Genomic DNA, 12,989 nt, shown 5'->3' on the forward strand with positions numbered 1-12,989 from the left:
GCGGGTGATTCATCATGGCATGACCGATTCGGCGATGTGACGGGAACCACAACCCGTCGAGTCAGCAGGACCCCGCCGGCAGGACCCCGAGCTGCTGGCGGACCGTCTCGGCGAGCCGCGTGAGAGCGGCCCTGCCGGACGCGAAAGCGCCGTCCGCGGGCCGCGCGGACAGCATCACGCCTGTGTAGCCGCGGGCCGTCTGTACGACGGCGAGCTGCCGAACCACGTACGCGCCGTCGGTACCCGGACCCCACCCGCCCTTGACGCCCACCGATTGCGCGCCGCGCAGGCCGTAGGCGCCCCATTGCTGGTTCGCGTCCACCTCGCGCATCAACGCGGCGGTCGCCCGGCCCGACGGAGTGCAGGGCAGCCCGGCCGCGAAGGTCGCCGCGGGACCGTCCTCCCACCGGGTCTGGCCGAACGCCGAGTACTCCGGGCGCACCTTGCTGAACTGCACGACCGTCTCGGAGTCGCCGCCGGCTCGCAGCACCTGCTGCATCGCGATCCCGGCCTTCGCGGGGGTGCCGAGGGACGTCCAGATCGCCTCGGCGGCGTCGTTGTCGGAGCGGGTGATCGCGGCGCGCATGTCGGCGGTGACGGTCGGCTCCGTCGTCCCGGCGCGCTGCATCGCGGCCATCACGAGCGGCACCTTCGACGTGGACCAGGCGGGGAGGCCGGTGACGTTCCCCGCGGCCACGACGCGCCCGCCGCCCGCGACGGCGATGCTCGCCTGCCCCGGGAGCGACGAGACGGCCCGGTCGAGGGCGGTGCGCAACGGATCCGGGCGGGCCGGGATCGAGGGCGCCGAAGCGGAGGGCGCCGCCGGCGCCGGCGATCCGGGCGCGCCGGGATCGATCGCCGCGGAGGACGCCGAGGACGCCGCGGGGCCCGCCGAGCCGGCGTCGCCGATCGTGCAGGCGGACGAGGCGAGCGCGACCAGCAGCAGCGCGGCGCTAGTAGATGTAGACGATCGCATTGTTCCCTCCCCGGCACGTCACGATGTTCGTCGTGCCGGTGCACGACATGGCGATCGCGCCGAGATCGGTGGCGACCGGGCTCACGGCCGCGACGGAGCCCGACTGGGGTGCGGTGAACCGCGCTCGGTAGGCGGCCGCGACCGCATTCGCGAACCCGCACGAGGTGTACGGCTCGCCGGGAACGCCGCTGCCCCGGTCCGCGGCGACGGTGCCGAAGACCGCGCCGGTGCTCTCCGGACAGACCTCGACGTTCGGCGGCTGGGCGGCCTTCGTCACCGTCGGCGTGGTCGACGGTGACGTGCTGGTGACGGTGGCCGAGGCGGGCGCGTCGGTGGTCGTCGTGGACGCGACCGGCGCCGGGCGTCCGTTCCCGCGCAGCAGGACGACGGCGGCGACGATCGCGGCGATCAGCAGGACCGCGCCGACCGCGAGTGCGGGGAACAGCGCCGGGTTCCGCCGGGGCACCGCCGCGGCCTGCGGCGGGTACGCGGCGGGCGGAGCGTAGCTCGGCGTCACGTAGCGGGGTTGCCCGCTCGAGCCGCTGTGCGGGAAGGAGATCTGCGTGGGCTGCGGTGCGGACGGGGGTCCCGCCGGGTGGTGCGCCGACGGCACCGTCGTCGTGGTGCCCCAGCTCTGCGGGGTGCCCTGCAGCGCGGCGGTGGCCGCTCGAGCGAAGGAGCCGCAGGTGGGATACCGGTCCTCCGGGCGCTTCGCCATGCCCTTGGCGATCACGGCGTCCAGCGCGGCGGGGACGGCCGCGGTCGCGGACGCCCGGGGCGGCGCCGAAAGCAGGTGGTGCCGCATCATCTCGGAGAGGGACGCCGCGGCGAACGGTGGCCGGCCGACGAGCAGCTCGTGAAGAACGCAGGCCAGCGAGTAGACATCGCCCGCGGGTGTGGCTCCGCCGCCGTCGAAGCGCTCCGGTGCGGCGTAGGCCTGCGAGCCGACGAACAGGCCGGCGGAGGTGAGCCGGTCGGCGTCGCCGGTCACGACGAGGCCGAAGTCGAGGAGGTAGGCGAACCCCGACGGAGTGACCTGCACGTTGGCGGGTTTCACGTCGCGGTGCACCAGGCCCTGCAGGTGCGCGGAGTCGAGGGCGGAGGCGACCTGCGTCACGAGATCGACGGCCCGCTCCGGCGGCAGCGGCCCGGTGGCGACGAGCTCCGCGAGATTGCTGCCGTCGACGAGCCGCATGTCCAGGTAGAGCGTGCCCTCGATGTCGCCGTAGTCGTGGATCGGGATGACGTGGGGATCGGAGAGGCGGGCCGCGGTCCGGGACTCGTGCGTGAACCGCTCCCGGAAGCCGGGATCCTGCGCCGCGCCGGCGTGGAGCAGTTTGAGCGCGACGTCCCGTCCTTTGACGGTGTCGTGCGCGAGGTACACCTCGCCCATGCCGCCGCGGCCCAGCAGCCGCACCAGCCGGTACGGGCCGAAGGTCGTCCCCGCCCGGTCGTTCGCCGAGTCCCCACCCATCACTCGCCCCCTCCGCGGTTCCGGTCCGCTGAGTCTATGGCCGTGCGCGCGTCACGGCGGCGCGGCGGAACAATTGTTAGCGTGAATCCATGATCGAAGTCGCGGGACTGACCAAGACCTACGGGGCGGTGCGGGCGGTGAACGACCTGTCGTTCGCGGTCCGGCCCGGTCGCGTCACCGGGTTCCTGGGGCCGAACGGCGCGGGCAAGTCCACGACGATGCGCTGCATCCTCGGACTGGACCGCCCGACCGCGGGTCGCGCGACGATCGGCGGCAGCGACTACCGCTCGATCGACCGCCCGATGACGAAGGTGGGCGCGCTCCTCGACGCGAAGTGGGTGCATCCCAACCGGACTGCGCGCGATCACCTGCGGTGGCTCGCGGTGGCCAGCGGCATACCCGCCGGGCGCGCCGACGAGTGTCTCGCCGCCGTGGGCCTCACGGACGCGGCGCGGAAGAAGGCGGGCGGCTTCTCCCTCGGCATGTCCCAGCGCTTGGGCATCGCCGGTGCGCTGCTGGGCGACCCGGGCGTGCTGCTGTTCGACGAGCCGGTCAACGGTCTCGATCCCGAGGGCATCGTGTGGGTGCGCACCTTCATGAAATCCTTGGCGGCGCAGGGCCGCACCGTCTTCGTCTCGAGTCATCTCCTGTCCGAGATGGCGCTCACCGCGGACGACGTGGTGATCGTGGGCCGAGGCCACCTCGTCTGGAACGGCACCATGGCCGACTTCATCGAGCAGAACTCGGAGCGCACCGTCCGGGTGCGCAGCCCGCGCGACCGCGAGCTCGCCCGGGCCCTCACCTCGCGGGGGCTGGCGGTCGATGCGGCGGCGGAGGCCGCGCCGGGCGGTGGTGGCCGGACCGTCCTGACGGTGCGCGGTGCCACGAGCGACGCGGTGGGGGAGATCGCCGCCGCGGAGGGACTGCCGCTGGCCGAGCTCGCGCCGCAGAACAGTTCGCTCGAGCAGGTGTTCATGCGGATGACCGGGGGAGCGGTGGAGTACCGCGGAATGGGAGGGATCGGATGATCGTCCGTGCGGTACGGGCAGAGTTCGTCAAACTCGCGACGGTCCGCGCCACCAGGTGGCTGCTGATCGGTTCGTCCGCGGCGGCGCTGATGCTCACCGTGATCGTCGCGCTCGTCGTCCGCAACATCGGCGAGACCGTCGACGACATCGGGATGGTGGCGCTCGCCCCGCTCTCGGGCTTCGCCGCCCTGCCCGGCATCGGCATCGTCTTCGCCGGCGTCATCGGCGTGCTGTCGGTGACCACCGAGATCCGGTACAACACGCTGCGGGCCACCTTCCTCGCCGTGCCGAACCGGTGGATCGCGTTGCTGGCCAAGACCTTCGTGGTGGCTGTGGTGTGCGCGGTGAGCTACGCCGTGGCGATGGTGGTCGCGGTGCTGCTGTTCGGGGTGATCGTGGACGGCTCCCCCGCCGAGGTGCTGCGCTCCGGCGCGGGCTCCTTCCTCGCCTTCCCCGTCGGGACGGCCTTCGCCGCGATCCTGGGCGTGGCGGTGGGCTGCGCACTGCGCAACGGCGCGGGTGCCATCACGTTGTTGCTGGGATACCTGTTCGTGGTCGACAACGTGATCACATCGATCCCGCAGACCCGGGCCGCGGGACCGTACCTACCGCTGTCCAACCTGCAGAACTTCATGGGCGTGCTCTACGACGAGGGCTTCCCGTGGGGCGCGTCGGTGTCCTTCGTATACCTCGTCGTGGTGATCGGGGCGCTGTGGCTCGGGGGCGCCGCGCTCGTCGCGCGACGTGACGCCTGACTCACCCGGCACCCATATCGTCCCAGTTCACACTGCAATTGTAAGCATCGCGTGAACGTTCGTCGTCCACCCTGGCAGATGATCGTTCGCAGTGCTACACAGAATGTGTGAGCGTCGACAGTGCCGCCCCGCCGACCACCCCGGACTCCTCCGTGCGCGAACCCGCCCCCGGACCGGTCCGGCGGGTCTTCGCGCGCCGCGGACCGCGGTACCTGGCGGTACTGGTCGGCGCGTGGCTGCTCGCCGAGGCGATGGGACTGTTCGGGGTGCCCGCGCCCGCGCTGCTCGCCGCGCTCCTGCTGGGCGCGGTGCTGCGCATCGCGATCGGACGGGAGGTCACCGTCCCCGCCGAGGTCAGCAGGTGGACCCAGGCCTTCATCGGCGTCATGCTCGGCGGCTACCTGAATCTGGAGGCGATGCGGTCCGTCGGACCCGTGCTCGCGCCCTTCCTCGCGATCTCCGTCCTGACGGTGCTGCTGTCCCTCGCGACCGCGTGGGTGCTGAGCCGATGGGCCTCGGGGCTCGACCAGCGCACGGCGACGCTCGGCCTCATGGCCGGGGGCTCGTCGGCGGTGGTCACCCTCTGTGACGAGCTCGGAGCCCGCAAGGACGTCGTCGGCGTCATGCAGTATTCGCGCGTGCTGCTGGTGAGCCTCACCGCGCCGTTCGTCATGGTGGGCTTGGCGGGCGGTGTGACGGCCTCGTCCCAGTCCTGGCTGCTCGACCTGCAGATCGTGGGCCGCGGCGACCAGGTGGCCGGCCTGTCCACCGCCTTCGTCTTCGCGATGGCGGGTATGTGGCTCGGCCGCAGACTCCGGCTGCCCGGGGGCGGGCTGATCGGTCCGATGCTCCTGGCGGCCGTGATGGGCGGCTCGGAGCTGACCCGAGGCTTCGCGCCGCAGGGCGCGTTCAAGGAGTTGCTGCTCATCGTGGTCGGGCTGGAGGTGGGCCTCATGTTCGACCGCCGCCTGCTCCGACGGCTCGCGCATCTGCTGCCGGCGATCGCGGGCGCCATCGTCGTCCTGTGCGGCCTCGTGGCGGTCCTGGCGGGGGCCGCGGCGTGGATGACGGGGGTGCCGCTGTCGGACGCCTACCTCGCGACCACGCCCGGCGGCATCAACGCCGTCGTCGCCAGTGCCACCGGCAGCGCCGATGCGGATATGGCCCTGATCGCCACGGTGCAGAGCCTGCGCCTGATCATCGTCGTGCTCGCGCTGCCCCTCGTGGTGGGGGCGATGAACCGGTGGGGTGGGCTCAGGGAAACTCGCGCAGTCTCCACGACGCGTTGACGGGGCCGTGACCCGCCCCGACGGGGTAGGCCGCCGCGAGCGAGCGGGTCACCCATTCCTTGCCGAAGGCGACCGCCTCGGGCACGGCGAAGCCGTGCGCCATCGCGCAGACGGTGGCGGCACCCAGCGTGTCGCCGGCGCCGTGATCGTGCCGCGTCGCCAACCGGGGCGCCTCGAACTCGAGGAAATCGGCACCGTCGTAGAGAACGTCCGTGCTGGTGGCCGCGGTCCGTAGGTGGCCGCCCTTGACCAGCGCCCAGCGCGGGCCGAGGTCGTGCAGGGCGCGGGCGGCGTCGCGTTGCGTCGCCTCGTCGACCACGTCGATCCCGGTGATGAGCCGCACCTCGTCGAGGTTCGGGGTCACCAGGTGCGCCAACGGGAACAGGCGGCGCAACAGGGTCGCGAGCGCCTCCGGGGTGAGCAGCGGGTCGCCGTGCTGCGACGCGCAGACCGGGTCGACCAGGAACGGGATCCGCGCGCCGATCCCCAGCTCCTCCGCGGTATCGGCGATCGCGTCGATGATCCCAGCCGTCGCCAGCATGCCCGTCTTGGCGGCGCCGATCCCGATGTCTTCCACCACCGCCCGGATCTGTCCCGCCACGGTCTCGGGCGGGATCGGGTGGAAGCCGGTGACGCCCAAGCTGTTCTGCACCGTGACCGCCGTGACGGCGCTCGTGCCGTGCACGCCGGCGAGGGCGAACGTACGCAGGTCCGACTGGAGGCCCGCGGCGCCGCCCGAATCGGACCCGGCGATGGTCATCACCCGCACGGGTGTCTCGCCGGCATCGGGCAGGGGGAGGAACCGCATGCGCCGAGGATACCGCCGGGAACAGCCGGATCGGCGGGGGTGTCCGCGCCGCGAGCGCGCTGCTGCGCGGAGTGCGACGACCGCCGCCGATCACGCGCCTACGGGACCGCGAGGCCTCCCGGCCTCATACCTGGGCGGCGACCGCCCAGAGCGGGTTGACGGGGCCGTGACCCGCTCCGAGCGGGTAGGCCCAGCGCAGGCCCTCGGTCACCCAGGCCTTACCGAAGGCGACCGCCTCCGGCACGGCCGCGCCGTGCGCGAGTGCTGCCGTCGTCGCGGCGGCGAGGGTGTCGCCCGCGCCGTGATCGTGACCCGTCGGTACGCGGGGTGCGGTGAACTCCACGGACTCGGTGCCGTCGGTGAGCAGGTCCGGGCTCTCCGGATGCTCGCGCAGGTGGCCTCCCTTGACCAGCGCCCACTGCGCGCCGAGCGCGAGCAGAGCGTCCGCGGCGGCGCGCTGCGAGGCGGCGTCCACCACCTCGATCCCGGTGATCAGCCGGACCTCGTCGAGGTTCGGAGTGAGCAGCGTGGCGCGGGGGATCAGCTCGGACCGCAGTGCGTCCAGCGCCTCCGCCGCGAGCAGGGAATCGCCGTGCATGGATGCGGCGACGGGGTCCACGACGAGCGGCGTCGCCCGGCCCCGACCGATGTCCTCCGCGTCCGCGGCGGCGGCCACCGCCTCGATGATCCCGGTGGACGCCAGCATCCCGGTCTTCGCCGCCTCCACGCCGATGTCGCCGGCGACGGAACGGATCTGGGCCGCCACGATCGCCGGCTCCACGCCGCGGAAGTCCTGCACGCCCACGCTGTTCTGCACGGTGACCGCAGTGATCGCGACGCACGCGTGCAGCCCCAGCACGGCGAAAGTCCGCATATCGGCCTGGATCCCCGCGCCGCCACCGGAATCCGATCCGGCGATGGTCAGAACGCGGCGCGGCGCGACCCCCTGTGCGGCGGTCGGCAGGCGCGACGGTCCGCCGACCACCACCGTCGTCGGATCGGCGACCGCGGCCTGCCGAGGATCGCTCACGCGTGCGTGGTCTCGAGCGGGATGTACACGCGGCCACCGGCGTCGGCGAACTCCTGCGACTTCGCGGCCATGTCGGCGGCGAGCTTGGCGTCGATGTCCTCCTGGGTGACCAGGTTGTGCTCCTGGGCGTACGCGCGCACGTCGGCGCTGATCCGCATCGAGCAGAACTTCGGGCCGCACATCGAGCAGAAGTGCGCCGTCTTGGCGGGCTCGGCCGGCAGCGTCTCGTCGTGGAACTCGCGCGCGGTGTCCGGGTCCAGGGACAGGTTGAACTGGTCGACCCAGCGGAACTCGAAGCGCGCCTTGGACAGTTCGTCATCACGGGACTGCGCGCCGGGGTGCCCCTTGGCGAGGTCCGCGGCGTGCGCTGCGATCTTGTAGGTGATGACGCCGGTCTTGACGTCGTCGCGGTTGGGCAGGCCCAGGTGCTCCTTCGGCGTCACGTAACAGAGCATGGCGGTGCCGGCCTGCGCGATGATCGCGGCGCCGATGGCCGAGGTGATGTGGTCGTACGCCGGAGCGATGTCCGTGGCGAGGGGACCGAGCGTGTAGAACGGCGCCTCCTCGCACAGCTCCTCCTCGAGCCGCACGTTCTCGACGATCTTGTGCATCGGCACGTGGCCGGGGCCCTCGATCATCACCTGCACACCATGGGATTTCGCGATCTTCGTGAGCTCGCCCAGCGTGCGCAGTTCCGCGAACTGAGCCTCGTCGTTCGCATCCGCGATCGATCCCGGCCGCAGGCCGTCGCCGAGGGAGAAGGTCACGTCGTACTCGCGGAGGATCTCGCACAGCTCGCGGAAGTGCGTGTACAGGAACGACTCCTCGTGGTGTGCGAGGCACCACGCCGCCATGATCGAACCGCCGCGGCTGACGATGCCCGTCACCCGGTTCGCGGCGAGCGGCACGTAGCGCAGGAGCACGCCCGCGTGCACGGTCATGTAGTCGACGCCCTGCTCGCACTGCTCGATCACGGTGCCCCGGAAGATCTCCCAGGTGAGCTTGGTCGGGTCGCCCTTGACCTTCTCCAGCGCCTGGTAGATCGGCACGGTGCCCACGGGGACCGGCGCGTTGCGCATGATCCACTCGCGGGTCTCGTGGATGTCCTTGCCCGTGGAGAGGTCCATGATGGTGTCGCCGCCCCACCGGGTTGCCCAGACCATCTTCTCGACCTCCTCGGCGATCGAGCTGGTCACGGCCGAGTTGCCGATGTTCGCGTTGATCTTCACCGCGAAGGCCTTGCCGATGATCGCGGGCTCCAGCTCGGGGTGCTTGCGGTTCGCGGGGATCACGGCGCGGCCGGCGGCCACTTCCTCACGCACCTTCTCCGGATCGAATCCCTCGCGGGCCGCGACGAATCGCATCTCGTCGGTGATGATTCCCGCACGTGCCCAAGCGAGTTGCGTGCTCGCGCCGTCCACGGGGGCCGGCCTGTTCCAGCCGTCCCGGGTCTTCAGCAGGCCCTCGGCGAGGTCGTGCAGCTGGTCCTCGGCGGTGTACTGCGTGTACGGGCCGGAGGTGTCGTAGACGTCGTGATGGTCGCCGTTGGTGAGCGCGATGCGCCGGTAGGGCACCTGCAGGTCGGCGGCGCCGTCGGCTCCCGGGAGGGTGCGGTACTGCTTCTCCGAGCCCTCGATCGGGCCGACGGTGACGGTGGAGACGGGTGATGATGCGGAAACAGACATGCGGGACTCCTCTTCCCTACGCCGGCATTACCCGGACAGGTTCGTACGGTCGACGCCCGCTCTAGACGTCCTCTCAGCTCACTGCGGTGAGCTCCCGTGTGGTGTGCGCTTTCGAGCGTAACGCACGATCCTCGCGGCGTCAGGCGATGCGCACGCCCCGAGGCAGCGTGCCCGCGGGGACGCGCAGCCGGCGCGCCGCGAAGGCCAGACCGATGCCGCCGAGCGCAAGGTTGGCCAACAGACCCCAGTACCAGGTGCGTCCGAGGTACCGGGTCGTGTCGTAGTCGGGGACATCGTCCAGGATCACGTCGCCCCGGACTCGCGGGCAACCTCGGTCCTGGTTCGTATCGGGCGGCGTGCGGAACTCGGACACGCCGTCGGCGAGGTGGCCGAGCGCGGACTCCGATGGCCGCCGTCGTGGAGAGCCGTCGTCATCGGTGTAGTCCGCGTACCGCCTCTGTTCACTGCTGCGACCCGCATCCCGTTGTGCTGCCGCGTCGGCCAGCACCACTGCGGGATTCGGCGCGATGATCCACCAGATGCGTTCGGTGTGCTGCACCGTTACGGAATCGGTGACGACGCTGCATCCGTATTCGGTTTCGGACGCCGTCGATGTCCAGGTCGGCCGCTGAGCGTCGACCTCGGATTCCGTGGCGGGTACCAGCATGACGGCGATGATCGGGAGGCCGATCAGGAGGAACAGCATCGTCAATTGGGTGACAGCGGCCGACCCGATCGGGCGGGCGAGTAGTGCTGAGAAGCCGAGGCCGACGCCGCAGTAGGCCAGGAAGAGGAGCGCGATCACGACGACGCCGAGGAGTGACGACCACAGAGGGTAGTTCGCGGCGACGATCGACCACACGATGTAGGGGCTCGACACCAGTAACAACATGCACGAGGCGATCCACGCACCCAGGAGCTTCCCTGTGGCGAGCTGCGCGCCGCTGGCGGGCGTCGCCTGCACGACGGCGAGAGTTGCGTCCTTGCGGTCGCCGTTGATCGATGTCGCGGTCATCGTCGGGGCGATCACCAGCCCGAGGAAGCCGACGAAACCGAATAGGATCAGGTAGAGATTCTCGCTCCAGTCCTGGTACGGCGTGCGGCCGCCCGTCGTCAGGGCAAACCACAGCGATCCGAAGACCACGGCGGACACCACGAGGAAGAACGCGCCCAGCAGGAGGCGCCAGCGGGTGGCGCGGGTGCGCTGGCGCAGTTCCAGCCCGGTGAGCACGCCGACGGTGCGCCACCATCCGGAGAAGCCGTTCATGTGCGATCAGCCTCCAGTGCGAAGTACGAGTCCTCGAGGGCGTTGGTGGCGCGGGCGAACTCGACGACCGCGTCACCGTCGGCGATCCGCTGCGCGAGGTGCGCGGCGGCGTCGGCCTCGGAGTCGAAGGTGAGATACGTTCCGCCGCTCGGTGGCTCGCCGAGCAGGCGGATCCGCCATCGGGTCGCGGCGGATTCCGGGGGCGCCTCGGTGCGGCCGCGGGACATCATCACCACGTCGTCGACCATCTCGCCCAGCTCGGAGAGGATGTGCGAGGAGATGAGGACCGCGACGCCGCTGTCGGCGAGCGCTCGCAGCGAATCGCGCAGCTCGAACCGCGACCGCGGGTCCATGCCGGAGGCGGGCTCGTCGAGCAGCAGGATCGGCGGGTGGTGCACCATCGCGCGGGCGAATCCGAGCCGCTGCTTCTGCCCGCGCGAGAGGACCTGGGCCGGGCGGTCGGCGAACTCCGCCAGGTGCACGCGCGCCAGCAGGTCCTGCGCCCGCGCGCGTGCCTCGCCCGACGGGACGCCGTAGAGCTTCGCGAAGGTGGTCAGGATCTCGATGGGGGTCAGTGAATCCCATGTGCCGAAGACGTCGGGCATCCAGCCGATGCGGGTCCGCAGCGCCTCGGGTGCGATGGGGGCGCCGTCGAGTTCGATGACGCCGCTGGACGGGCGGAGGAGGCCCGCGAGCATGAGCAGCAGCGTCGTCTTGCCGGCGCCGTTCGGGCCGACCAGGCCGGTGATGCGGCCGGGGGTCAGCGTGAGGGTCGCGTCCGCGACGGCGACGTGCTGCTTGAAGGTCCGCGTGAGTCCGCGGGCGACCATCGTCATCGCTTCACAGTAGCGGCGTTCTCGGATTCACGATCAAGAAATGTGACAGATGTGAAAACACCGGGCGCGTGTGCGCCGACTTGTCGGGGTCGCGGCGTACGGTGGAGTGATCCGCATCACATGGAGGTGTTCATGGCTGACAAGGTCGAGGTTCCCCCGCCCACGCTGGAACTGGGGGAGTCGTTGCGTCTCTTCGATAATCCGGTGCGCGACCGGTACGAACTCTGGTCGGGCGATGAGCTCATCGGGGTGGAGGGGTACGAGGTCACCGAGCACGGTGACGTGATCCTCCTGCACACGGTGGTCATGGAGAAGTTCGGCAGGCAGGGCTTCGCCCGAGCTCTCGTGTCGGGGGTCCTGGACGACCTGCGCTCGCGGGGGCGTCGCGTGATCCCGGTATGCACGTACGTCCGGTCGTTCATCGCCCGGTTCCCGCAGTACCAGGACGTCGTGGACTCGGCGGCGCACACCTAGCTACTCGGGGTGGCCAGCGCCCGGACGTACCGGGCGCGCGCCACCCGCTGCGCGACGAGGAGCGCGGGGTACACCGCGCGCCAGAAGCCGCGCGGCGCCGGCCGCGTCAGCGACCGGATCGTGAGGAGTACGGCGTCGCCGTCGCGGTGCACGACGAAGGCCTCCTCGCCGCGCACCGGATGCCCGGGGAGCGTGCGGTAGGAGAAACCGACGCGGTCGGCGGTGCGCACCACGTCGACCACCTCGACGGGTTCCCGGACCGTGACCCCGGCGACCCACGCGGTCACCGTGACCCGTTGCCCGGGCTCGACCGGTCCGTCGGTCGAGACGGCGAAGCCGCTGCGCGTCTTCACCGCCCAGTGCAGGACGTCGTGCGCGGCGCGGGCGAATTCCTCGTCGCCGTGGCCGATGGTCGTGACGATCTCGGCGCGCCGGAAGCCCGATGGTGCGTCGACCCAGGCCGGTGCTGCGGGACGGGTCATCGCGGCGCGGCCCAGTAGTGGTAGCCGTGGTGGCGGGTGAACCCGAGGCCGAGGTAGAGGGCCTGCGCGCCCGTGTTCTCAGCGGTGACCTCGAGGAAGACCCGCTGCGCGCCCTCGTCCGCCGCGCGCCCCCGCAGTGCTCCGAGGAGGCGGGAGGCGAGGCCCCGCCGGCGATGCTCGGGCGCGACGGACATCGAGCCGATCCCGCCCCACACCGTTCCCGTGGCGTCCGCAGCGAGGGCGAGGCGGCCCGCGGCGGCGGGCGCACCGTCGGGCCCGGCGAGCGTCGCGAACAGTACGGTCCCGTCGACCGAGGTCACGAGCGGCTCGGCGGTGCCGGTGAGGGTCAGCCAGGCCGCGTCGGGCGCGGCGGCGAACCGGACGTCATCATCGGCCCCGGCGGCGGCGGGCGCCGTCAGTACCTCGGTCGGCTGGACGACGGGCGCCAGCGCGGACGCCCCGGGCAGGAGCCGGTCGGAGAGCGTCAGGCGGAGTGGCAGGTTCCGGGCGGCGTACCAGGCGCGGACGCCGTCGAGGCGGTCGAGCGAGGCGTCCGGGTGCAGCGGCGCCGCCGCGTTCGCGCGATTCCCCGGCAGGCCCGGCGCCGCACGGCACAGCCAGCCGTCGACCCACTCCCGCTCCACCGACCACCACGACCGGGCGCGCGCCAGGTCCAGGGACCGGATCTCGCTCGTCCGCACGGGTCGGGGCGGCACCGCCTTCCACCGGACGATCTCGGCACGCGGGATCCGGTGCTCCGCGCCGTCGCGGTCCGCCCGGACGCGGAGCTCGTCGCCGTCGGCCAGCAGGGTCCCGATGACATCCGAGGCCCGTCCGGACGGCAGCAGCCGCCGGACGACGACGCGGTCGCCGGGAACCGGCACG

13 protein-coding genes and 1 riboswitch are annotated in these 12,989 nt (G+C 71.8%); of the genes, 4 read left to right on the forward strand and 9 right to left on the reverse strand.

Going from position 1 to position 12,989, the window contains the following annotated elements:
* Nucleotides 1-61: 61 nt before the first annotated feature.
* Together FK530_RS01320 and FK530_RS01325 are read right to left on the reverse strand one after the other, a co-directional pair.
* Nucleotides 62-976 (reverse strand): serine hydrolase, encoded by a 915-nt coding sequence (locus tag FK530_RS01320; RefSeq protein ID WP_146485181.1) that lies wholly within the window; start codon nucleotides 974-976, stop codon nucleotides 62-64.
* Nucleotides 954-2,450 carry a serine/threonine-protein kinase gene (locus FK530_RS01325; RefSeq protein ID WP_146485182.1) on the reverse strand — a complete coding sequence of 499 codons (1,497 nt, stop codon included), beginning with the start codon at nucleotides 2,448-2,450 and terminating at the stop codon, nucleotides 954-956. The genes FK530_RS01320 and FK530_RS01325 overlap by 23 nt, the downstream gene beginning before the upstream one ends.
* 89 nt (nucleotides 2,451-2,539) lie before the next feature.
* On the opposite strand from FK530_RS01325, the gene FK530_RS01330 reads away from it, so the two are divergent.
* The 3 genes from FK530_RS01330 (at nucleotide 2,540) to FK530_RS01340 (ending at nucleotide 5,522) form a co-directional block, all read left to right on the forward strand.
* A complete protein-coding gene (locus tag FK530_RS01330; protein ID WP_146485183.1) occupies nucleotides 2,540-3,478 on the forward strand; it encodes an ABC transporter ATP-binding protein in 939 nt (312 codons plus the stop codon).
* The gene (locus tag FK530_RS01335; protein WP_146485184.1) at nucleotides 3,475-4,233 is read left to right on the forward strand and encodes a hypothetical protein; all 759 of its coding nucleotides are present in this window, start codon (nucleotides 3,475-3,477) and stop codon (nucleotides 4,231-4,233) included. Before FK530_RS01330 ends, FK530_RS01335 begins: the two co-directional genes overlap by 4 nt.
* Before the next feature lie 107 nt (nucleotides 4,234-4,340).
* Nucleotides 4,341-5,522 (forward strand): AbrB family transcriptional regulator, encoded by a 1,182-nt coding sequence (locus FK530_RS01340; RefSeq protein WP_231706451.1) that lies wholly within the window; start codon nucleotides 4,341-4,343, stop codon nucleotides 5,520-5,522.
* Here the strand turns inward: FK530_RS01340 and thiD (FK530_RS01345) are convergent.
* The 5 genes from thiD (FK530_RS01345) to FK530_RS01365 form a co-directional block, all read right to left on the reverse strand.
* Nucleotides 5,488-6,330, reverse strand: a complete 843-nt coding sequence (gene thiD, locus FK530_RS01345) for a bifunctional hydroxymethylpyrimidine kinase/phosphomethylpyrimidine kinase (RefSeq protein WP_146485185.1) — start codon at nucleotides 6,328-6,330, stop codon at nucleotides 5,488-5,490. The genes FK530_RS01340 and thiD (FK530_RS01345) overlap by 35 nt on opposite strands.
* Nucleotides 6,331-6,454: 124 nt before the next feature.
* Nucleotides 6,455-7,315, reverse strand: coding sequence for a bifunctional hydroxymethylpyrimidine kinase/phosphomethylpyrimidine kinase (gene thiD, locus FK530_RS01350; RefSeq protein ID WP_191834281.1), 861 nt, complete (start codon nucleotides 7,313-7,315; stop codon nucleotides 6,455-6,457).
* A 41-nt stretch (nucleotides 7,316-7,356) separates the two neighbouring features.
* Nucleotides 7,357-9,045, reverse strand: coding sequence for a phosphomethylpyrimidine synthase ThiC (gene thiC / locus FK530_RS01355; protein WP_146485186.1), 1,689 nt, complete (start codon nucleotides 9,043-9,045; stop codon nucleotides 7,357-7,359).
* Nucleotides 9,041-9,153, reverse strand: a riboswitch (TPP riboswitch). Its footprint overlaps the gene before it by 5 nt.
* 31 nt (nucleotides 9,154-9,184) lie before the next feature.
* Nucleotides 9,185-10,312 (reverse strand): ABC transporter permease, encoded by a 1,128-nt coding sequence (locus FK530_RS01360; protein ID WP_146485187.1) that lies wholly within the window; start codon nucleotides 10,310-10,312, stop codon nucleotides 9,185-9,187.
* Nucleotides 10,309-11,148 carry an ABC transporter ATP-binding protein gene (locus FK530_RS01365; protein WP_146485188.1) on the reverse strand — a complete coding sequence of 280 codons (840 nt, stop codon included), beginning with the start codon at nucleotides 11,146-11,148 and terminating at the stop codon, nucleotides 10,309-10,311. The genes FK530_RS01360 and FK530_RS01365 overlap by 4 nt, the downstream gene beginning before the upstream one ends.
* Before the next feature lie 132 nt (nucleotides 11,149-11,280).
* Between FK530_RS01365 and FK530_RS01370 the strand changes: the two genes are divergently transcribed.
* Complete coding sequence (locus tag FK530_RS01370; RefSeq protein ID WP_146485189.1) at nucleotides 11,281-11,622, forward strand: GNAT family N-acetyltransferase; 342 nt, start codon at nucleotides 11,281-11,283, stop codon at nucleotides 11,620-11,622.
* Here FK530_RS01370 and FK530_RS01375 read toward each other — a convergent pair.
* Nucleotides 11,619-12,104, reverse strand: a complete 486-nt coding sequence (locus FK530_RS01375) for a DUF1990 domain-containing protein (RefSeq protein ID WP_146485190.1) — start codon at nucleotides 12,102-12,104, stop codon at nucleotides 11,619-11,621. The two genes, FK530_RS01370 and FK530_RS01375, sit on opposite strands and share 4 nt — an antisense overlap.
* Nucleotides 12,101-12,988 carry a GNAT family N-acetyltransferase gene (locus FK530_RS01380; protein ID WP_146485191.1) on the reverse strand — a complete coding sequence of 296 codons (888 nt, stop codon included), beginning with the start codon at nucleotides 12,986-12,988 and terminating at the stop codon, nucleotides 12,101-12,103. Before FK530_RS01380 ends, FK530_RS01375 begins: the two co-directional genes overlap by 4 nt.
* Nucleotide 12,989: the final 1 nt, after the last annotated feature.

This window comes from Tsukamurella conjunctivitidis (assembly GCF_007858475.1).
Classification (GTDB): Bacteria; Actinomycetota; Actinomycetes; order Mycobacteriales; family Mycobacteriaceae; genus Tsukamurella; species Tsukamurella conjunctivitidis.

Excerpts from the sequence above, each read along its gene's own strand:
- FK530_RS01370 (WP_146485189.1), top strand. The coding sequence starts at position 11,281 with ATGGCTGACAAGGTCGAGGTTCCCCCGCCCACGCTGGAACTGGGGGAG.
- FK530_RS01365 (WP_146485188.1), bottom strand. The coding sequence starts at position 11,148 with ATGACGATGGTCGCCCGCGGACTCACGCGGACCTTCAAGCAGCACGTC.
- FK530_RS01330 (WP_146485183.1), top strand. The coding sequence starts at position 2,540 with ATGATCGAAGTCGCGGGACTGACCAAGACCTACGGGGCGGTGCGGGCG.
- thiC (WP_146485186.1), bottom strand. The coding sequence starts at position 9,045 with ATGTCTGTTTCCGCATCATCACCCGTCTCCACCGTCACCGTCGGCCCG.
- FK530_RS01360 (WP_146485187.1), bottom strand. The coding sequence starts at position 10,312 with ATGAACGGCTTCTCCGGATGGTGGCGCACCGTCGGCGTGCTCACCGGG.
- thiD (WP_146485185.1), bottom strand. The coding sequence starts at position 6,330 with ATGCGGTTCCTCCCCCTGCCCGATGCCGGCGAGACACCCGTGCGGGTG.
- FK530_RS01320 (WP_146485181.1), bottom strand. The coding sequence starts at position 976 with ATGCGATCGTCTACATCTACTAGCGCCGCGCTGCTGCTGGTCGCGCTC.
- FK530_RS01325 (WP_146485182.1), bottom strand. The coding sequence starts at position 2,450 with ATGGGTGGGGACTCGGCGAACGACCGGGCGGGGACGACCTTCGGCCCG.
- FK530_RS01375 (WP_146485190.1), bottom strand. The coding sequence starts at position 12,104 with ATGACCCGTCCCGCAGCACCGGCCTGGGTCGACGCACCATCGGGCTTC.
- FK530_RS01335 (WP_146485184.1), top strand. The coding sequence starts at position 3,475 with ATGATCGTCCGTGCGGTACGGGCAGAGTTCGTCAAACTCGCGACGGTC.